The organism is Streptomyces sp. Inha503 (assembly GCF_047215865.1).
Lineage (GTDB): Bacteria > Actinomycetota > Actinomycetes > Streptomycetales > Streptomycetaceae > Streptomyces > Streptomyces lycopersici.
In genome coordinates, this window is sequence record NZ_CP178360.1 from 1,419,665 (window position 1) to 1,438,407 (window position 18,743).

Below are 18,743 nucleotides of genomic sequence, written 5' to 3' on the forward strand. Positions count from 1 at the left end.
GCGCGATCGGGCCGAGCGACGCGACGGGGCCGAGCGACGCGGCCGGGCCGCGGGAGGCCGTGGAAGGCCGTGGAAGGCCAGGTCCGAAGGGGGCAGGGGATGGCGGAGTTCGAGGTGGCCACCGGCGCCGCGGAGCTCCCCGGCGGCGACGGCCGGGGCCGCGAGGCCGCGGTGCGGACCGCGTTCGAGGGGCTGCTCCAGATCCGCCGGCTGATGAACGCGGACACCGCCGACACCGCCGGCACCGAGGGGGTGCCCGCCGAGTGGGAGCGGCGTCAACCGGTGCGGGCCGTGGCCCTGGCGCTGGAGGCGGCCGGTGTTCCGCCGTCGGCCGTCGACGCGGAGGGCCGCCGTACGGCGACCGGATACTGCCTCGGCGCGGCGGAGCGGACCGGGGTGGTGCGGGTCGAGTGGCTGGGCCCGCCGGGAAGTGGCGCCGGGTACGCGGCGGAGGGCGCGCTGCGGAACTGCGCGGCCGTACTGCGGCGGCTGGGCTGGGAGGCGCTGGAGTACCGGGGGCCACGCCGCCACCGCTACCTCGAGGTCGAGCCGCCCCCGGCCGGGCCTCCCCGGCGCTGACCGAGCCGGTGGGCCACCCGGCCCCGGGAGGCGGGGGCTGACGCCATGTCGCCTCCCGGGGCGGTATGGCTCACGCGTTGGGGTCGAAGGGGATGTCGGACGGTTTGGCCTTCGCCAGGTGGGAGTTGAGCGTGCTGTCCTTGAGGCCGAGGGTGGCGCTGCCGAAGTCGGCCTGGCTCAGCTTGTCGCGCAGCCCGGCGGGGTAGCCGTTCCAGCCGACCAGCGCGGGGTACTGCCAGGTGTGCTGGTGGTTCTCCGGCGGTTCGTCGTTGGCGTTCGCCGGGCGGAAGCAGTGGGTGCTCAGGCCGTCCTTGTGGTAGACGACCTTGGGGTGGGTGCCGTCCCAGCGGATCTGGTCCCGGTTGTAGATGTTGAAGTCGCCGTGGGCCGAGGTGGCCACGTACTTGGCCTCGTCGCCCTGCACCCACACCACGACGTGTTCCCAGTCGTGGCGGTGGCCGCCGAGCCCGCTCCCGGCCACGGCCTGGTCCTTCTCGAAGTACAGGCCGTAGATGATCGCGCACCAGCCGTTGTTGCACTTGGAGCGGGAGTATCCGTTGGTGTTGTCCAGGTCCCAGGAGTCGCGGCACTGGCCGTTGAGGGCGCCGCTCGGGTTGAGACCGCCCGCGATCGTCCCGTCGGGGCCGATGGCGGGCGTGGGGTAGCAGCCGTCGGTGTCGTAGTCGAACGCCGGCTGGAACGTCCGCTCCGTGCTGTCCGCGTTGGCGGGCAGGGACTTGGGCGGGTCCGCGAGCGCACTGCCCGGGAAGGCCATGACCAGCACGATGGCGCTGCCGAGGATGGCGGACACTCTGCCGATCCGCGAACTCTTCTTCACTGCGTCCTCCTGAACGACCGCGGCGTGGCCGCACGCCGGGAAGGTGGGGGGTTGGCATGCTCAGGTCAGCATGATCGCATTCCTCGAGCGGCGGCGGGAGATGTCGCCGTGATGAAGAGTCAGCCAACAGCTATAGCAGGTGCGGTGGGGCGGGGCCCGGGGGCCTCGGCCTTGTTTTATTCCGGGGTGTTGACGAAATAGATCGGCGTACGCATGCTGGTCGGCATGCACCCCCATCAGGACGGCCCGCTGGCCCGGCTACGGCGGGGACACGAAGACTTGGTACTGGACCTGTTGCGCAAACACGGCCCGCTCAGCCGGGCCGAACTGGGGCAGCACAGCGGGCTCTCCCGGACCACCCTCAGCGATATCGTCACCGAGCTGATCGAGAGCGGCGCCGTGGTCGCCACGGCGCCCGGAACGGCCCCGCGCAGACGGGGGCGGCCGGTGGAGGCGCTGACGCTCAACCCCAGCGCGGGCCAGGCCATCGGTATCGACTTCGCCCGCCGGGCGGTGCATGTCTCCGCGGTCAACGTCGCCCATGAGGTGATCGGTTCGGCCAGTGAACCGCATGACCCGGGGCTGCCCTGGGAGGATCGGATCGCCCTGGCCGAGCGGCTGGTCGGCACGCTCGCCGAAGGCGCCCTGCGGCTGGGCGCGCTGAACGCCATCGGCGTGGGTGTCGTCGGCCCGGTCGAGGACCCCGACGCGGGGCCCTCGCAACCCTGCCCCTCCGCCGATCTGCCCGCCCTGCTGCGCAAGCGCTTCGAGGCCCCGGTGCTGGTGGACAACAACACCCGGCTCGCCGCGCTCGCCGAGGCCACCTGGGGCGCCGCGGCGGGCGGTCAGGACGTGCTGTACCTGCGGCTGTCGCACGGTGTGGGCGGCGGGCTGGTGGTGGCCGGCGCCCTGCACCGCGGGGCGTACGGCCTGTCCGGTGAGTTCGGGCATATCGCGGTCGAGTCGGGCGACGGACGATGTTCGTGCGGCGCCACCGGCTGCCTGGAGACGGTGGCCTCGGTGGGCGCCGTGCTCGCCGCCTACCGCCGCGCGGGCGGCCACGCGGACGGCCTGGCCGCGCTCCTCGGGGCGCTGGAGGCCGGCGATCCGGTGGCGCTGCGCACGCTGGAGACGGCCGGCACCCATATCGGCACCGTGCTGGCGGCGGTGTGCAACGCGATCGGCCCCGGGGTGATCGTGCTCGGTGGCGAACTCGCCGCGGCCGGCCCACCGCTCTTCGAGCCGGTCGAACGGGCGCTGCGCGCACACATCATGCCGATCTCACGGGACCGCGTGGACCTGAGGCCGGCGGCGCTCGGCGAGGCCGGTGGCGCCCTGGGCGGTATCGCCCTTGTCCTGCGTGAATCCCCCCTGCTCAGCCAATACCCGGCCCGTCCGGGCTGATCCGGCCCGGTCCCGGGCCGAAGAGGAGGACCCATGTACCCCGCGAGGCGTCCATGACGGTGGTCACCGCGCCCGAGAAGACCCCCACGACACCACAAGCGCCACGCGGCGCACGACGCACCGTCCACCCCCTCGTGTTCAATCTGATCGCCCTCGTCCTGGCCATCGCCCTCTGGGCGCTGACCGCCGCGGCGGGGCTCGCGGACATCCCCGGGCCGCTCTCCGTGAGCTCCCGGGCGCGGGAACTGCTCTCCGACGGAACCCTCACCGAGGACGCGCTGGCCAGCCTCCAGCGGGTGCTCCTGGGGTTCGCGCTCGGCACCCTGGCCGCCGTGCCCGTGGGCTTCCTGATGGGCTGGTATCCGGTGGCCCGGGGCCTGTTGGAACCGTACGTCCAGTTCTTCCGTACGATCCCGCCACTTGCGCTGATCCCGCTGGTGATCGTGCTGATGGGCATCGGCGAGGCCCCGAAGATCTTCGTCATCTTCCTGGCGGCGTTCATGTCCTGTGTGGTGGCCGCCTTCCAGGGGGTGACCGGAGTGGACCGTACGCTGATCGACGCGGCGCGGGTGCTCGGCGCCTCGGACCGGACCGTCTTCCTCAAGGTGGTCATCCCGGCGTCCACGCCGTTCATCCTGGTGGGCATGCGCATCGGACTCGGTGCCGCCTGGGCGACCGTGGTGGCGGCCGAGATGATCGGCGCCCAGAAGGGTCTCGGCTTCGAGATGGTCCACGCCCAGACCTACTACGACGTCCCCACGATCTTCGTGGGTCTGATCAGTATCGGTGTCATCGGCCTGGTCATGGACCGTCTGTTGCTACTGGCCGAACGCCGTCTCACCGCGTGGCAGGAGCGCCGATGAGCCCCAAGATCTCTTTCCGGGACGTGGTCAAGACGTACCCGATGAAGAGCACCACCTTCACCGCCCTCGGCCAGGTCTCCCTGGACATCGGGGACCGGGAGTTCGTCGCCGTCGTCGGCCCGTCCGGCTGCGGCAAGTCCACCCTGCTGTCCATGGTGGCCGGACTGGTGGAGCCCACCTCCGGCACGGTCACGGTGGACGGCGCGCCGGTCACCGGGCCGGGGCCGGACCGTGGGGTGATCTTCCAGCAGTACGCGCTGTTCCCGTGGCTGACGGTACGCGGCAACGTCGAGTTCGGGCTGAAGCTGGCACACGTCCCCGCCGCGGAGCGCCGGCGGCGCGCCGATCACGCCATCGAGCTGGTCGGGCTCGCCGACTTCGCCGACGCCCTGCCCAAGACGCTCTCCGGGGGGATGAAACAGCGCTGCGCCATCGCCCGCGCCTACGCCGTGGACCCCGAAGTCCTGCTGATGGACGAGCCGTTCGGGGCGCTGGACGCGCTGACCCGGGTGCAGTTGCAGGACCAGCTGCTGGACACCTGGACTCAGGAGCGGCGCACGGTCCTGTTCATCACCCATGACGTCGACGAGGCGGTGTATCTGGCCGGTCGGGTGGTCGTGATGGCCGCGAGGCCCGGCCGGATCCACCGGGTCATCGAGGTGGACCTCCCCTATCCGCGGACCGAGGAGATCCGGCTCTCCGCGGAGTTCGCACGCATCCGCAATGACGTCTGGACCCACGTCTACCACCAGGCACCGGCCGGCTCCGCCGCCTGACCCACTCCCCAACCGCACGTACTTCCCGAAAGGACTCACCCGAGATGAGGATGAGCCGACGCGACTTCATGATTTCACTCTCCGCTGCCGGAGCGGCACTTTCAGTGGCGGCGTGTTCGTCCTCCGGCAGCGGCGGCTCCGCGGTCAGGTTCGGCTATATCGCCGACTACAACGGCGCGAGCCTGCTGGCCATCGCCGATGAGCGGGGCCTGTGGAAGAAGCACGGCCTGACCGCCGAGCCCAAGGTGTTCGTCAACGGACCGGTCCAGATCCAGGCCCTGCGCACCGGCAACCTGGACTACGGCTACATCGGTCCTGGCGCCCTGTGGCTGCCCGCCTCCGGCAAGGCCACCATCGTGGCCATCGACACCCTCACCTACGCCGACCGGGTGATCGCCAGGCCCGGTATCGACTCGATCCGGGATCTGAGAGGGAAGAAGGTCGGCGTCCCCGAGGGCACTTCCGGTGAGATGGCGCTCAATCTGGCGCTCCAGAAGGCCGGGATGACGATGAAGGACATCTCGAAGGTGGTGATGGACGCGCCCACCGTCGTCTCCGCGTTCTCCTCCGGGCAGATCGACGGCGCCGGGATCTGGTACCCGCTCATCGACACCATCAAGGAGAAGGTGCCGGGGATGAAGGAGGTGGCGAGCACCGAGGATCTCCCCGGCTCCTCCTTCCCCACCGCGTTCGTCTCCGCCGCCAAGGCCAAGCCGGAGCGCGATCAGAAGGTCGTGAAGGTCCTCCAGGAGGCCAACGACTGGCGGGCCGCCCACCCCAAGGAGTCCATCGCGCTGGCCGCGAAGCTGCTCAAGGCCGATGAGGCGAAGGTCGCGGCGGACGCGAAGCATGTGAAGACGATGACGACCGCCGAGCTGGTGGCCAGAACCAAGGACGGCACCGTCGAGAAGTGGCTGGACGGCATGAGCCAATTCTTCGTCCGTACCGGGCAGTTGCCGAAGGCCCCCGACCCGTCCTCGTTCTACGCCGGTGACCTCTACACGAAGGCGGCCGCTTGATGAACCTGCTGTTCCTGATGACCGATCAGCACCGCGTCGACACCCTCGGCTGTTACGGCAATCCGCATGTGGCCACGCCGAACCTCGACCGGCTGGCGGCGACCGGAACCCGCTTCGACCGCTGCTACACCCCCACCGCCATCTGCACCCCGGCCCGCGCCAGTCTGCTCACCGGGCAGGCGCCGTTCCGCCACCGGCTGCTGGCCAACTACGAGCGCAACGTCGGCTATCTGGAGGATCTGCGCGAGGACGCGTTCACCTTCCCCGGCGCCCTGGCCGAGCGCGGCTACCAGCTCGGACTGGTCGGCAAGTGGCATGTCGGCACCCACCGCAACGCCGCCTCGTACGGCTTCGACGGGCCCGATCTGCCCGGCTGGCACAACCCCGTGGACCACCCGGACTACGCGGCGTACCTGACGGAGCGGGGCCTGCCCCCGTACCGGATATCCGATCCGATCCGCGGCACCACGCCCAACGGCAATCCGGGCAATCTGCTGGCGGCGCGGCTGCACCAGCCGGTGGAGGCCACCTTCGAGCACTATCTGGCCACCCGCGCCATCGAGCAGCTGGAGCGCTACGCCGCGGACGGGCGGCCGTTCTTCCTGGCCACCCACTTCTTCGGGCCGCATCTGCCGTATCTGCTGCCCGACGCGTACTTCGACCGCTACGACCCCGACCTGGTGGACCTGCCCGTCTCGATCGCCGAGACCTTCGAGGGAAAGCCACCGGTACAGCGCAACTACAGCGCCCACTGGACCTTCGACACCATCCCCATCGAGGTGACCCGCAAGCTGATCGCGGTCTACTGGGGCTATGTCACGCTGATCGACGAGCAGATCGGACGCATCCTCACCCGGCTCGACGAGCTCGGACTGGCCGATGACACCTCGGTGTTCTTCACCGCCGACCACGGCGAGTTCACCGGCGCCCACCGGCTGCACGACAAGGGCCCGGCGATGTACGAGGACATCTACCGCATCCCCGGCATCATCCGCGTCCCCGGACAAGCCCCGCAGGTGCGCCAGGAGTTCGTCAGCCTCACCGACTGCACCGCCACCATTCTGGACCTCGCGGGCTGCGACACCTCACCGGCCGTGGACAGCCGAAGCCTGGTGCCGCTGGTACGGGGCGAGCACCCACGGTGGCCCGCCGAACTGCTCGCCGAGTTCCACGGCCACCACTTCCCGTATCCGCAGCGGATGATCCGCGACGAGCGCCACAAGCTCATCGTCAACCCCGAGTCGGTCAACGAGCTCTACGACCTGGACACCGACCCCCATGAGCTGACCAACCGCTATGAGCACCCCGAGTTGCTGCCCGTGCGCCGCCGTCTGATGCGCCGCCTGTACGACCTGCTGCGGGAGCGCGGCGACAACTTCTACCACTGGATGACCCCGATGTTCGACATCGGCGACCTGGACTACGACCCGAGTCTGAGCTCCTTCGAGCCGGAAGGGACCGCGTAGATGAGACGAAGCCGCAGACGGAGCCCTCGGCACAGCCCTGGCACTCTCGTCGCCGCGCTGCTGTGCACGCTGCTGGCCGGGCTGTTGCCCGCGGCACGGGCGACGGCCGCCCAGCGCCCGGCGACGGAGCACACCACGACGGCCCACCAGGCGACCACCTACCACAACCCCCTCACGGCCGGAGTGGTCGACACCTTCCCCGACCCGGTGATGATCCGGGGCAAGGACGGCCTGTGGTACGCGTACGGCACCCAGAACCCGGTGTTCCAGAGCAAGGGCGAGGACGGTGAGCGGATGCTGCCCATCCTCCGCTCGGCCGACCTGGCGCACTGGGAGTACGCCGGGGAGGTCTTCACCCCGGAGACCAAACCCGCCTGGCACCAGGGCGCCCGGCTGTGGGCCCCCGACATCCGCTATGTGAACGGCCACTACAACCTCTACTACTCGGTGTCCTCCGAGAACACCGTCGGAGTGGCGACCGCGCCCACGCCCACCGGCCCCTGGACCGACCGGGGAGCCGTACTGCCCTCGCCGAGCGGCTGCGCCACCGGCAACATCGACCAGGCCCAGTTCACGGACGAGGGCGGTCAGCCGTATCTGTACTGGGGCAGCTACGACACGATCTGCGTGGCGAAGATGAACGCCGCCCGGACCCGTATCGAGGGCGCGGTGACCGAAGTGGCGCAGGGCCGCCGGATGGAGGGCGGGTTCGTCGTCCGGCGCGGTGGCCACTATTACCTGTTCTACTCCGACGCGGGCTGCTGCGACGGCGCCTACAGCGGCTATCAGGTCAAGGTCGGCCGGGCGACCAGCCCGACCGGACCCTTCGTGGACGACCAGGGCGTTCCGCTGACGGCCGCCACCAGCAAGGGCGGTGTGGTGCTGACCGCCAACGGCAACGGCTGGATCGGCCCCGGGCACAACGCCCTCCAGACCGATCTGTCCGGCCAGGACTGGCTCGTCTACCACGCCATCTCCTCGGACGACCCGGACCTGAAACCGGCCGCGGGCGGCACGCTGAAGCTGTCCAAGCGGCCGATGCTGATGGACCGGCTGGACTGGATCGACGGCTGGCCGGTGGTGCGGGCGGGGGCCGGCCCCTCCCAGGGCGCACAGCGGGCCCCGGTGGCCTCCTGGGCCGCGGGCGGCACGTTCAACGACGGTTCGCTGAAGGGGTGGCACGGCGGTGGCGGCTCCGGTACGGACAACTGGAGCGTCGGACACGAGCAGGACGCGCGGGGCTTCGTCACACCGCGCGGGAATCCCACCGGCCCCGCCCACCTGGTCTCGGACGGGTCCGCCCCGGCGGCCCGGCGCGCCGAGGCCGATCTGCGGGTCACCTCGGCCACCGGTGCGGCCGGGCTGCTGGCCGGCTACACCGGTCCGGACGACTTCGTGGTGGCGTGGCTGGACCGGCGGCGCAACGCACTGGTGACGGACGTACGGGTCGACGGCCGCAGCCGTGGCACCCGTACGACCCCGCTGCCGGACGACTTCGCCTGGGACACCTGGCACAACGTGGCGGCGGAGATCCGCGGCACGCGGTTGACCGTGGAGGTGAGCGCGGACCGGCTGCGGGACGCGGTGGCCACCCAGGAGCGGCCACTGCCCGCGGCGGCGGTCCGCTCCGGAAAGGTCGGCGTGGCCGCCCGGGGCGCCGGTGCGGCGGCCGACAACGTGGGGGCCGCGGCGCTCCACACACCGGTCACCAGCCGCGTCCCCGAGCGGGTGCCGGGTCCGGCGCTGCCCGCCTACAGCGATGACTTCGACACCGCCACCGTCCCCGGCACCACCGCGGATTCTCCGTGGTCCTGGGTGCGCGGACCGGCGTCCGGGGTCACGATGTCCGATGGCGCCCTGTCCTGGCCCACTCAGGGTGCCGAGCTGTATCTCGGCACCAATACGGCGTCGGTGCTGACCCGGGACGCTCCCCGGGGCGACTACACCGTGGAGACCAAGCTCCGGTTCGCCCCCGGGCGGACCAATCAGCAGGCCGGGCTGGTGCTGTACGGGAACGACGACCGCTACTTCAAGCTGGTGCACGCGGTGCTGCCGGTGAGCCACGCGGACGGGAAGACCACACATGTCACCGAGTTCGCGAAGGAGGGCGAGCGTCCCACCACCACACCGCCGACCCCGGTGGCCTATGGGCCGATGTTCGGCGGCCCGACCGCGGACACGCTGTGGATGCGGCTGTCGTACCACGCCGACACCGCACGGGACGAGACCGAGGTGAGCGCCGCCACCAGCACGGACGGCGTGACGTGGGTCCACACCGGCGTGTGGACCCTGCCGACGTCGAGCAAGCTCAGGATCGGCCTGCTCGCGCAGAACACCGCGGGCGCGGTCGCGCGGTTCGACTATCTGCACACCTATCGCGGCTGATGTGCCGAGTGGGCCCCCGTCCTATGCTGATCAGCGTTGTTGACGCGAGACGGGGGCCACTTCGGTGGCCGGAAAAGGTGAGAGAGCGTGGCCAAGCCTGTACGTGCGGCTATCGGGGACGTGTGGATCACATGTGTGTTCTGCAAGGGCGATCTCTTCCGGGATCGCGAGGTGAAGCTCAACAGCACCGGTATGGAGCTGTTCAAGTTCGGCTGGGCCAACGAATCGGCCACCGGGTTGATCTGCTGGAACTGCGGCTATGTGCACCTTTTCGCCAACAAGGACGTCGAGCTGTACAAGGTGAAGAAGGGCGAGATCTAGCCAGGCCCACCGGCGGCCGTCCGAGGTCGTGGCAAAAGTTGCTGCGCGGGATCTTTACATCGATGTAAACGGGTGATGGCATACCCCTGCCCGGTCAAATCCCCCGCCCTCCCGGAGATCCCATGGCTCACCCGGACATCACCTCGCCCGAAGTGTCGAACGACGTTCCACGACCCGAATATCCCCGGCCCAGTTTCGTCCGTGCGGACTGGCTCAATCTCAACGGCACCTGGCAGTTCGCCTTCGACCCCGGCGACAGCGGGCTCGAGCGCGGCCTGGTCCACCAGGAGCTGGACGGGCGGATCCTGGTCCCGTTCTGCCCCGAGTCCGAGCTGTCGGGGATCGGGGACACCGACTTCCACCCCGCGGTCTGGTACCGGCGCACGCTCCGGATACCGGCGGACTGGGCCGGCCGGCGGGTGCTGCTGCACTTCGGGGCCGTCGACCACGACGCCACCGTGTGGGCCGACGGCCGCGAAGTGGCCCGGCACAGCGGCGGCTTCACCTCCTTCACCACCGACCTCGGCGTGGTGGCGGGCGCGACCGGCGGCGACGCCGAAGTGGTGATCGTGGTACGGGCCCGGGACGCCCGCCACGGCCCCCAGGCGCGCGGCAAGCAGGCCACCGACTACGCCAACAGCGACTGCCACTACACCCGCACCACCGGCATCTGGCAGACGGTGTGGGCGGAGCCGGTGCCCGAGGTCCATCTGCGCAGGCCGCGGATCACCCCCGACCTCGCGTCCGGCGCCTTCCACCTCGAACTGCCGCTCAGCGCCAACCGCCCCGGCCACCGGATCACGGCCCGGGTGAGCGACGCGGACGGCCGGACGGTGGCCGAGGCGAGCGTACGGGCCGACCTGGATCTGGCGCCCCGTATGGTGCTCGCGCTGCCCGAGGACCGGCGCCGCCCGTGGTCTCCGGAGGACCCCCATCTGTACCGGGTGCGGATCGAGCTGCTGGACGGCGGCGGCGAGACCGTGGACCGCGCCGAGTGCACCGCCGGGCTGCGGTCGGTGGCCATCGACGGCAAGCGGCTGCTGCTCAACGGCCGCCCGGTCTTCCAGCGGCTCGTCCTGGACCAGGGCTGGTACCCGGACGGGCTGATGACCGCGCCCGACGACGCCGCCCTCGTGCGGGACATCGAGCTGTCGCTGGCCGCGGGGTTCAACGGGGCGCGACTGCATCAGAAGGTGTTCGAGGAGCGTTTCCTGCACCACGCGGACCGGCTCGGCTATCTCGTCTGGGGCGAGTTCGGCGACTGGGGAGCCAGCACCGGGCGCACCACGGGGGACAACCAGCAGCCCACCGCCGGATTCATCGCCCAGTGGCTGGAGGCCGTGGAGCGGGACTACTCCCACCCGTCGATCGTGGGCTGGTGCCCGCTCAACGAGACCCACCAGGAACTCCACGACCGGCAGACCGTCCTGGACGATGTCACCCGGGGCATGTTCCTGGCCACGAAGGCCGCCGACACCTCCCGTCCGGTCCTGGACGCCTCCGGCTACTCCCACCGCGTGGCCGAGACCGATGTGTACGACTCGCACAGCTATGAGCAGGACCCGGAGGCGTTCCGCCGCCAGATGGCGGGGCTGGACAAGGACGACCCGTATCTCAACCCCGACAGCCGGGGGAACCCCGGACGGAGGGACACCGACGCGGTGTGGTCGCTGCCGTACCGCGGCCAGCCCTACTTCTGTAGCGAGTTCGGCGGCATCTGGTGGAATCCGGATGAGGCGGACGCGGCGGCCGGGGACGACCGCGAGGTGTCCTGGGGGTACGGGCAGCGGCCGCGGACCGAGGAGGAGTTCCAGACCCGCTTCGCGGGGCTGACCGGCGCGCTGCTCGACGACCCCCTGATGTTCGGCTACTGCTACACCCAGCTCACCGATGTGTTCCAGGAGCAGAACGGCGTCTACCGCTTCGACCGGAGCCACAAGCTGGACGTGGAGCGGCTGCGCGCGGCGCAGCAGCGCCCCGCCGCCTTCGAGCGTCCGGCCGGGGAGGAGGGGCGATGAGCGGCCTGTCACGGCGTGGTCTGCTGAGAGGCGCGGTGTACGGGGCGGGGGCCGCCGTGTCGGCGTCCGCGCTCAGCGGCTGCGGTTCGATCGCCGGGAGCGTGCGGAGCGCCGACGAGATCGAGTACTGGACCCTGTTCACCGGCCCCGACGGCGAACTGATGAAGACCATGACGCGGAACGTGGAGAAGCGCGTCCCGGGTCTCAAGGTCAGGACGACGGTGCTGGACTGGGGCCCGCCGTACTACACCAAGCTGGCGATGGCCTCGGCCGGCGGCCGTTCGCCGGATGTGGCGATCATGCACCTGACCCGGCTGGCGGGCTACGCCCCCGGTGGTCTGCTCGACCCGTGGGACATGGATCTGCTGGCCGAGTTCGGCCTGAAACAGGACGACCTCAACAAGACGCTCGTCAAGCGGAGTCTGTACCAGGGTGACCCGTACGCCGTTCCGCTGGACACCCACCCGTTCGTCGTCTTCTTCGACCGGGACGTCATGGACAAGGCGGGGCTGCTCACCGGTGACGGGCGGCTGGTGCCCTTCGAATCGCCGGAACACGCCCTGGAGCTGATGGACAAGCTCCGCAAGGACAGCGGCAAACTGGGGCCCGTCTTCGGCCACGCCAACGACGCGGCCATGGGCTGGCGGATGTTCTGGACGCTGTTCAGCCAGACCGGCGCCACCTTCGACCTCACGGGGAAGCGGGCCGAGATCGACGAGGACACCGCCGTCCAGGTGGTGCGCTTCATGGCCGACCTGACGCGCGACAGCCGCACCATGGACGTCCAGACGGCCATCGCCGCCTTCGCCAACGGCCGCTCCCCGATGATCTTCTCGGGCGAGTGGGACATGGCCACCTACAAGTCGACCCTGAAGGACAGGCTGGGCGGCTCCCCCATCCCCACCTTCTACGACCGTCCGGCCGGGGCCTCGGACAGCCACGCCCTGGTGCTGCCGCACCAGGACAACCCGGATCCGGAGCGCAGGCGGCGCGCCCACCGGTTCGTGGCCGAGCTGGTCCGGTCCGGGCTGACTTGGGCGACTGCGGGCCACATCCCCGCGTACACACCGGCCGTCTCGTCCGCGCGGTACGCGAAGCTGCGCCCGCAGTCGGAGTACGCGGGCGCAGCGAAGCAGCTGGTGCTCGACCCGCCGGTGTGGTTCGCGGGCTCCGGCTCGGACTTCCAGACCCGGATGTGCCAGGCGCTCGATCCCGCGCTGGGCGGCTCGTCGTCCGCGCAGAGCGCGGTGCGCACGATGGTCTCCCAGATCAACACCCTGCTGGCCCAGCCGAATCCGGCCTGATCGCGACGGAGTCGCAATGGAAAGGAGCGATGTCATGGCTTCCGTCTCCACGCCCGCCCGGCGGGCCGCGGCCGGAACCCGGCGCGCCGGATCCCGGCGGACCGCCGCCACGGACCGGCTTCGGTCGGGCGGCGCCGGGTGGCTCTTCGCCACCCCCTTCCTGGTGTTCTTCACGCTCTTCCTCATCGTGCCGATCGGCATCGGGCTGTGGATGAGCTTCACCAACGCCAGTCTGACCGGGCACGGTGACAGCACCCTCGTCGGCCTGGACAACTACACCGAGGCGTTCGGCGACAGCCAGGTGTGGCAGACCCTCGGCAACACGGTCTGGTTCACCGTTCTGACCACCGTCCCCCTCGTGCTCGTCGCCCTGGCGATGGCCCTGCTGGTGTACACGGGGATGCCGGGGCAGTGGCTGTGGCGGCTGGCCTTCTTCGCCTCGCATCTGCTGCCGGTCGCGGTGGTCTACCAGATCTGGAGCATGCTCTTCCAGCCGGACCGGGGAATGCTCAACGGCCTGCTGAAGATCTTCGGGATCGACGGCATCGGCTGGCTGACGGACGAGAAGTACGCGATGTGGTCCATCGCGCTGGTGACCCTGTGGTGGACCGTGGGGTTCAACTTCCTGCTCTACCTGGCCGCGCTCCAGGCGATACCCGACCACCTCTACGAGGCGGCCGCGCTGGACGGCGCCGGGGCGTGGCGCCGGCTGTGGTCGGTCACCCTGCCGCAGCTGCGCCGGACCACCGGGCTGATCGCGGTGTTGCAGGTGATGGCGTCGCTGAAGGTGTTCGACCAGATCTATCTGCTGACCAAGGGCGGCCCGAACGGGTCCACCCGGCCGATCCTGGAGTACATCTACGACACCGGCTTCACCAACTACCGGCTCGGCTACGCCTCGGCGGTGTCGTATGTGTTCTTCGGGCTCATCATCATCCTCTCGATCGCCCAGCTGAAGATCTTCTCGCGCAGGGAGGACTGATCGCGCCATGACCACCGACACACTCTCCCCCCGTACCCCCGGAAAGCCCCGGTCGACCATGCCCCGGGAGGTGGTCCGGCGGCGCCGCTACGGCGGCCACGTCTGGCATCCCTCGCTCGGAACGGGCCCCCTCCCCCGTGTGCTGACGCTGCTGGCGCTGGCGCTGATGACGGTGGTCTGGCTGGTGCCGTTCGGCTGGGGGGTGGACACCTCGTTCAAGACGGAGGTCGACGCGAGCGCGTCGGGCGCCGACTGGATCCCCAAGGCGGGCTTCACCCTCGACGCCTACCGGACCATCTTCGGCCAGGGCAATCTGCCGGTGTGGGCGGTGAACAGCGTCGTGATCGCGGTGTGCGTCACGGCCATCACCGTGGCCATCTCGGCGATGGCGGCGTACGCCTTCTCGCGGACGCTCTTCCGCGGCCGCCGGGTGCTCTTCGCCGTCACCGTCGCCTCGATCATGGTGCCGCCGCAGATCCTGATCGTGCCGCTGTTCCGGCAGATGCTCGCGATGAACCTCGTCGACACCTATGCGGCGGTGATCCTGCCGCAGGTGGTGGCGCCCGCGATGGTGTTCATCCTGAAGAAGTTCTTCGACGGCATTCCGCGGGAGCTGGAGGAGGCGGCCCGGATCGACGGGGCGGGCAGCTTCCGGGTGTTCTGGAGCGTGGTGCTGCCGCTGTCCCGGCCGATCCTCGCGGCCGTGGCCATCTTCGTCTTCATCAACACCTGGAACAACTTCCTCTGGCCGTTCATCAGCACCAGCGATCCGCAGCTGATGACGCTGCCGGTGGGGCTGTCGACCGTGAAGGACTCCACCGGGCTCCGCAACGCCCAGGAGTCGGCCGCCTCGATCCTCGGCTCCATCCCGCTGCTCGTCGTCTTCATGCTGTTCCAGCGGCAGATCGTGAAGTCGGTGGCCACCACGGGTCTGGGAGGTCAGTGAGCCGTAGTGGCGATACCGCCCTCGGTGGACTCGCGGGTGTGGAGGGTGTGGCCGACGACGACCTCCTGGGCCGGGCGGTCCGGTGTCTCGATCCGCTCCAGCAGCAGATCGACGGCGCGCCGGGCGATGGCGCCCTTGTCCGGCGCCACGCTGCTCAGGCTCGGTGTGCTGTAGCGCGCGGCCTCGATGTCGTCGAAGCCCATCACGGCCATGTCGTCCGGCACCCGCAGTCCGCGCTCGTACAGGGTTCGCAGCGCGCCGAGGGCGAGCGCGTCGTTGAAGCAGAACACGGCGTCCGGCAGGGCGGGCCGGTCCAGCAGCGCCGCCATCGCCCGGGCGCCCTCGGCCAGGTGGTAGCGGGGCGTCTCCCGCTCCAGGAGGGGGTCCAGCGGCAGCCCGGCCTCCTCCAGGGCCTCGCGGTAGCCGGTCCTGCGTAGCAGCGGTGTGCCGATGTACGGCTCGGGCTGGATGCCGATGGCGGCGATCCTGCGGCGCCCGCCGGCCACCAGATGGGCCACGGCCTCCTTGGCGGCGGTCACGTTGTCGATCACCACATGGTCGGCGAGGCCGCCGCTGGGCCGTTCGCCGATGAGCACGAGGGGCACGGTGCCGAGGTGGTTCGCCAGGGCGCTGCCGTGCAGGGCGAGCGGGCTCACCACCATGCCGTCCACGACCTGGTCACCGAGGCCGTGGATCACCGCCGACTCCCGCTCGCGGTCGCCGAGGGTCTGCTCGATCAGCAGGGTGCGGCCGTGTTCCTCGGCCGTGGTGAGGAAGTGGCGTCCCAGCTCGGCGAAGTACGGGACGTCCAGCTCGGGCAGGACAAGACCGAGCATGCCGGTGCTGCCGCGGCGGAGGTTGCGCGCCACCCGGTTGGGCCGGTAGCCGAGCTCCCGGATGGCCCGCTGGACCCGCTCCCGGGTCGCCGGGGACACATGCACAAAGCCGTTGATCACATTCGACACGGTCTTCGGGGAGACCCCGGCGAGCGTCGCCACGTCCTTGACGGTGGCGCTCCGGCCGGCACCGTCCGAGCGCTTCCGCCCCGGTGTCGCCTGGTCCCTGGTGGTCTGCTGTTTCACGGCGGTCACCGACCGATCCTAGAGCGTGCCGGTCGCGGGCCGCACCGCCGGGCACGCCGCGGGCCCCGTCCCGACCTCGGCGACCGCGGGCCGACGCGAAGATCGAAACACAACCGGAATGGAATACTCAATTCAGCTTGAACACCAAGATTACATAAAGTCGAAAATCTTTTTGGCTCGCATCCGTTGTGGCAGAGGTGACGGATGCCTATAGTGCCGTGAGGTGTACAGGCAACTCCCCGAGCGGATGCTGGACGTCACGCAACGGAGGAAGTGTAGTGCCGCTGATTTCCTGGGTGTCCGATCACCTCGGACTCTTTCGAAGATGCAGATGACCATGGTGCGCCGCTGACCACGGCGCCTGTCACTGACAAGACCCCCGGCCCGGTGCTGTCGCGGCCGGTGCGCATCTCTCTCAGGAATCCTTGAAACGGGGAGACCTTCTCGTCACCGCGCCCTCGGGCGCCCATGAGTGGCCACGCTGTGCGCGTGGCTTGGAAAACTCCGACCGGCGAGCGAATGGAGGTGACTGAGGATGACAGCCGAGGACTTCCTGGCTTCCCGCGAGGCGGGCGAGGCCGCGACCAAGTGGTAATCGTCGCGACCGATAGGTAAGGGGCGCCGGGCGGATCTCCGTATTCGCCCGGCACCCCGTCAGGGCAGTGTGTACGAGGGTGGGTGGGACAATGCTGCACGGCCTCTTGAACGAGGAATCAATAAACTTACTTCAGGGCCAGGAGTATCGCGATCGGATCCAGCGGATAGAAAAGGCGCTGACCGATGCCGCCGACGGCGACCTCTCGCTGAAGGAACTGGCCGAGTGGGCGGTCGGGCACCGGGACTGGAACGTCAGGCGCCTCGCCGTGGAGACCCTCGGCGCCCGGTTCGTCGACGCGCCCGAGGCACGGGCGGCAATCACCGAGGCGATCCACGACGACGTCGACTGGGTGGCCTTCACCGCCATCAAGGTCGCCGGAGAGCACCGGATCCCGGAGGCGGTGGCCCATATGATCCGCATCTCCGGCTGGCCCAGCAACTTCACCAAGCCCGCCTACGCCCGCAAGCCCGTGGGCTGCGGTGCCGCCTTCACCAAGCGCGCCCTGCTCGACTTCTTCGACTCCACCGATCCGGACGAGCTCCGTGAGCTGGAGGACCGCCACTTCGCCCGGCTGCGGGCCACGGTGGACTCCGCCAGACGCGAACCGGACCTGCGCGATGCCGTGCTGATTCCGGCCGGGCCCTTCATCGCCGGGGCCCGGGTGAACGACATCGGCCCCTTCCAGATGGACAACACCGACAATCCGCTGCGCGTCGAGGAACTTCCCGCCTATTACATCGACCGGACCACGGTGACCAACGCCCGGTACGCGGAATTCCTCGACGCGGTGGATGGCTCCAGGGAGTTCGCCCACCCCGATGAGCCGGACGGCAAGGACTACACCCCGGCGCACTGGCACGATCCCCGGTTCAACGGGCCGGACTCCCCGGTGGTCGGGGTCGACTGGTACGACGCCTACGCGTTCACCCGCTGGGCCGGGGGCAGGCTGCCCTCGGAGAACGAATGGGAGAAGGCCGCCCGCGGAACCGACGGCCGGATCTATCCATGGGGCGACGAATGGAGCAATGACAAGGCACAAAGCGTCTTCACGGCATACGGACGCGATGACATCCGGAATCTCGCGGAACTGGAGGAGCTGCTCGTCACCACCACCGTCTCCTGGCCCGAGCGCCCGGTGGCCGCGGCCGACTCCCATCCGGCCGGCGCGAGCCCCTACGGAGTCCTCAACATGGCGGGGAACGTCTGGGAGCTCACCCGCACCAATTTCTTCACCCGGGCCGATATGGCCCCCTTCTTCAAGGGACGCTCGGGGCAGGAATTCATGAACCGTCCCGAGGCTTTCCATGTGCTGCGCGGTGGGACGTGGACCTCGCCTCCGGTCTGCCTGTCGACCTTCTACCGAGGTAAGGATCTGCTCACCGACCGGCACAACGAAGTGGGATTTCGCTGCGTATACGACGCTTCTGGAAAGTGAGGACGCACCATGCCGGACCGAGGCGAGCGCGATGTGCTGCGGCAGTCTCTGGTGGAGGGGATCCACCTGCTCGCGGAGCTGGGCTACAGCGAGGGCATCGCGGGCCATGTGAGCGTGCGCGACCCGGAGGACCCGGATGCCTACTGGGTCAATCCCTTCGGTCTGGACTTCCACCATGTGAGGGTCGACGATCTGCTCCTCGTCGGGGCGCAGGGCACCGTCCTGGAGGGCTCGGGCGAGCTCAATCCCTCGGTGGACCCGCTCCATGGTGAACTGCACCGCAACCGGCCGGACCTGGTGGCCTTCGCCCATACCCACTCGATGTACGGCAAGACCTGGTCGTCCCTGGGCCGACTGCTCGATCCGATCACTCAGGACGCCTGCGTCCTCTACCGGCGGCACGGCCTGTACGACCGGTTCACCGGTCTGGTCAACGCGCGCCAGGAGGGCAAGGAGGTCATCGAGGCCATGGGCGACGGCACTGCCGTGATCATGCAGAATCATGGCTTCCTGGCCGGGGGCCGCTCCCTGGGCGAAGCGATCTGGCTGTTCATCGTGATGGAGCGGGCCGCCGCGTCCCAGCTGATGGCCGAGGCCGTCGGCACGCCGCGGCTGATCCCGCACGAGACGGCCCTGGAGACCGGGCGCGCGCTGGCCAGGCTCGAATTCGCCGACCGGCAGTACCGGAACCTGTACGAGACGACCTGCCGGCGCGGGAAGTGACACC

General features: G+C 69.8%; 16 protein-coding genes. 14 read left to right on the forward strand and 2 right to left on the reverse strand.

Annotated elements, in window-relative coordinates:
• The first annotated feature begins 99 nt into the window (after nt 1-99).
• A complete protein-coding gene (locus tag ACJX2R_RS05920) occupies nt 100-579 on the forward strand; it encodes a hypothetical protein (RefSeq protein ID WP_413099113.1) in 480 nt (159 codons plus the stop codon).
• Nucleotides 580-649: 70 nt separating this feature from the next.
• Here ACJX2R_RS05920 and ACJX2R_RS05925 read toward each other — a convergent pair whose 3' ends face one another.
• Nucleotides 650-1,417 (reverse strand): NPP1 family protein, encoded by a 768-nt coding sequence (locus tag ACJX2R_RS05925; RefSeq protein WP_413099114.1) that lies wholly within the window; start codon nt 1,415-1,417, stop codon nt 650-652.
• 213 nt (nt 1,418-1,630) lie between these two features.
• Between ACJX2R_RS05925 and ACJX2R_RS05930 the strand changes: the two genes are divergently transcribed.
• From ACJX2R_RS05930 to ACJX2R_RS05980, 11 genes are all read left to right on the forward strand, one after another.
• The gene (locus ACJX2R_RS05930; RefSeq protein ID WP_413099115.1) at nt 1,631-2,821 is read left to right on the forward strand and encodes an ROK family transcriptional regulator; all 1,191 of its coding nucleotides are present in this window, start codon (nt 1,631-1,633) and stop codon (nt 2,819-2,821) included.
• 53 nt (nt 2,822-2,874) lie between these two features.
• The gene (locus tag ACJX2R_RS05935) at nt 2,875-3,684 is read left to right on the forward strand and encodes an ABC transporter permease (protein WP_262701088.1); all 810 of its coding nucleotides are present in this window, start codon (nt 2,875-2,877) and stop codon (nt 3,682-3,684) included.
• Nucleotides 3,681-4,460, forward strand: a complete 780-nt coding sequence (locus ACJX2R_RS05940) for an ABC transporter ATP-binding protein (protein WP_413099116.1) — start codon at nt 3,681-3,683, stop codon at nt 4,458-4,460. Before ACJX2R_RS05935 ends, ACJX2R_RS05940 begins: the two co-directional genes overlap by 4 nt.
• 44 nt (nt 4,461-4,504) lie before the next feature.
• A complete protein-coding gene (locus ACJX2R_RS05945; RefSeq protein WP_413099117.1) occupies nt 4,505-5,479 on the forward strand; it encodes an aliphatic sulfonate ABC transporter substrate-binding protein in 975 nt (324 codons plus the stop codon).
• The gene (locus ACJX2R_RS05950; protein WP_413099118.1) at nt 5,479-6,945 is read left to right on the forward strand and encodes a sulfatase-like hydrolase/transferase; all 1,467 of its coding nucleotides are present in this window, start codon (nt 5,479-5,481) and stop codon (nt 6,943-6,945) included. The genes ACJX2R_RS05945 and ACJX2R_RS05950 overlap by 1 nt, the downstream gene beginning before the upstream one ends.
• A complete protein-coding gene (locus tag ACJX2R_RS05955) occupies nt 6,946-9,330 on the forward strand; it encodes a family 43 glycosylhydrolase (protein WP_413099119.1) in 2,385 nt (794 codons plus the stop codon).
• 87 nt (nt 9,331-9,417) lie between these two features.
• Nucleotides 9,418-9,651 carry a hypothetical protein gene (locus tag ACJX2R_RS05960; RefSeq protein ID WP_164426901.1) on the forward strand — a complete coding sequence of 78 codons (234 nt, stop codon included), beginning with the start codon at nt 9,418-9,420 and terminating at the stop codon, nt 9,649-9,651.
• Between the two features lie 122 nt (nt 9,652-9,773).
• Nucleotides 9,774-11,669: a glycoside hydrolase family 2 protein gene (locus tag ACJX2R_RS05965; RefSeq protein WP_413099120.1), complete on the forward strand. Its 1,896-nt coding sequence runs from the start codon at nt 9,774-9,776 to the stop codon at nt 11,667-11,669.
• Nucleotides 11,666-12,973, forward strand: a complete 1,308-nt coding sequence (locus tag ACJX2R_RS05970; RefSeq protein ID WP_413099121.1) for an extracellular solute-binding protein — start codon at nt 11,666-11,668, stop codon at nt 12,971-12,973. The genes ACJX2R_RS05965 and ACJX2R_RS05970 overlap by 4 nt, the downstream gene beginning before the upstream one ends.
• A 34-nt stretch (nt 12,974-13,007) precedes the next feature.
• Nucleotides 13,008-13,955, forward strand: coding sequence for a carbohydrate ABC transporter permease (locus ACJX2R_RS05975; RefSeq protein ID WP_413099122.1), 948 nt, complete (start codon nt 13,008-13,010; stop codon nt 13,953-13,955).
• Nucleotides 13,956-14,013: 58 nt separating this feature from the next.
• Nucleotides 14,014-14,901 carry a carbohydrate ABC transporter permease gene (locus tag ACJX2R_RS05980; RefSeq protein WP_262701182.1) on the forward strand — a complete coding sequence of 296 codons (888 nt, stop codon included), beginning with the start codon at nt 14,014-14,016 and terminating at the stop codon, nt 14,899-14,901.
• On the opposite strand, the gene ACJX2R_RS05985 is transcribed toward ACJX2R_RS05980, so the two are convergent.
• On the reverse strand, nt 14,895-15,992 hold the full coding sequence (locus ACJX2R_RS05985; RefSeq protein WP_413099123.1) for a LacI family DNA-binding transcriptional regulator: 1,098 nt from the start codon (nt 15,990-15,992) through the stop codon (nt 14,895-14,897). The genes ACJX2R_RS05980 and ACJX2R_RS05985 overlap by 7 nt on opposite strands.
• Nucleotides 15,993-16,669: 677 nt before the next feature.
• Here ACJX2R_RS05985 and ACJX2R_RS05990 point away from each other — a divergent pair.
• Both ACJX2R_RS05990 and ACJX2R_RS05995 read left to right on the forward strand, forming a co-directional pair.
• On the forward strand, nt 16,670-18,016 hold the full coding sequence (locus ACJX2R_RS05990; RefSeq protein WP_413099124.1) for an SUMF1/EgtB/PvdO family nonheme iron enzyme: 1,347 nt from the start codon (nt 16,670-16,672) through the stop codon (nt 18,014-18,016).
• A 9-nt stretch (nt 18,017-18,025) separates the two neighbouring features.
• Nucleotides 18,026-18,739 carry a class II aldolase/adducin family protein gene (locus ACJX2R_RS05995; RefSeq protein ID WP_262701098.1) on the forward strand — a complete coding sequence of 238 codons (714 nt, stop codon included), beginning with the start codon at nt 18,026-18,028 and terminating at the stop codon, nt 18,737-18,739.
• The last annotated feature ends 4 nt before the right edge of the window (nt 18,740-18,743 follow it).

Bases quoted from the DNA above. Each gene is read 5' to 3' on its own strand.
- ACJX2R_RS05980 (WP_262701182.1), top strand. From the start codon at position 14,014: ATGCCCCGGGAGGTGGTCCGGCGGCGCCGCTACGGCGGCCACGTCTGG.
- ACJX2R_RS05965 (WP_413099120.1), top strand. From the start codon at position 9,774: ATGGCTCACCCGGACATCACCTCGCCCGAAGTGTCGAACGACGTTCCA.
- ACJX2R_RS05945 (WP_413099117.1), top strand. From the start codon at position 4,505: ATGAGGATGAGCCGACGCGACTTCATGATTTCACTCTCCGCTGCCGGA.
- ACJX2R_RS05940 (WP_413099116.1), top strand. From the start codon at position 3,681: ATGAGCCCCAAGATCTCTTTCCGGGACGTGGTCAAGACGTACCCGATG.
- ACJX2R_RS05995 (WP_262701098.1), top strand. From the start codon at position 18,026: ATGCCGGACCGAGGCGAGCGCGATGTGCTGCGGCAGTCTCTGGTGGAG.
- ACJX2R_RS05950 (WP_413099118.1), top strand. From the start codon at position 5,479: ATGAACCTGCTGTTCCTGATGACCGATCAGCACCGCGTCGACACCCTC.
- ACJX2R_RS05990 (WP_413099124.1), top strand. From the start codon at position 16,670: ATGCTGCACGGCCTCTTGAACGAGGAATCAATAAACTTACTTCAGGGC.
- ACJX2R_RS05920 (WP_413099113.1), top strand. From the start codon at position 100: ATGGCGGAGTTCGAGGTGGCCACCGGCGCCGCGGAGCTCCCCGGCGGC.
- ACJX2R_RS05955 (WP_413099119.1), top strand. From the start codon at position 6,946: ATGAGACGAAGCCGCAGACGGAGCCCTCGGCACAGCCCTGGCACTCTC.
- ACJX2R_RS05935 (WP_262701088.1), top strand. From the start codon at position 2,875: ATGACGGTGGTCACCGCGCCCGAGAAGACCCCCACGACACCACAAGCG.
- ACJX2R_RS05930 (WP_413099115.1), top strand. From the start codon at position 1,631: ATGCTGGTCGGCATGCACCCCCATCAGGACGGCCCGCTGGCCCGGCTA.
- ACJX2R_RS05970 (WP_413099121.1), top strand. From the start codon at position 11,666: ATGAGCGGCCTGTCACGGCGTGGTCTGCTGAGAGGCGCGGTGTACGGG.
- ACJX2R_RS05975 (WP_413099122.1), top strand. From the start codon at position 13,008: ATGGCTTCCGTCTCCACGCCCGCCCGGCGGGCCGCGGCCGGAACCCGG.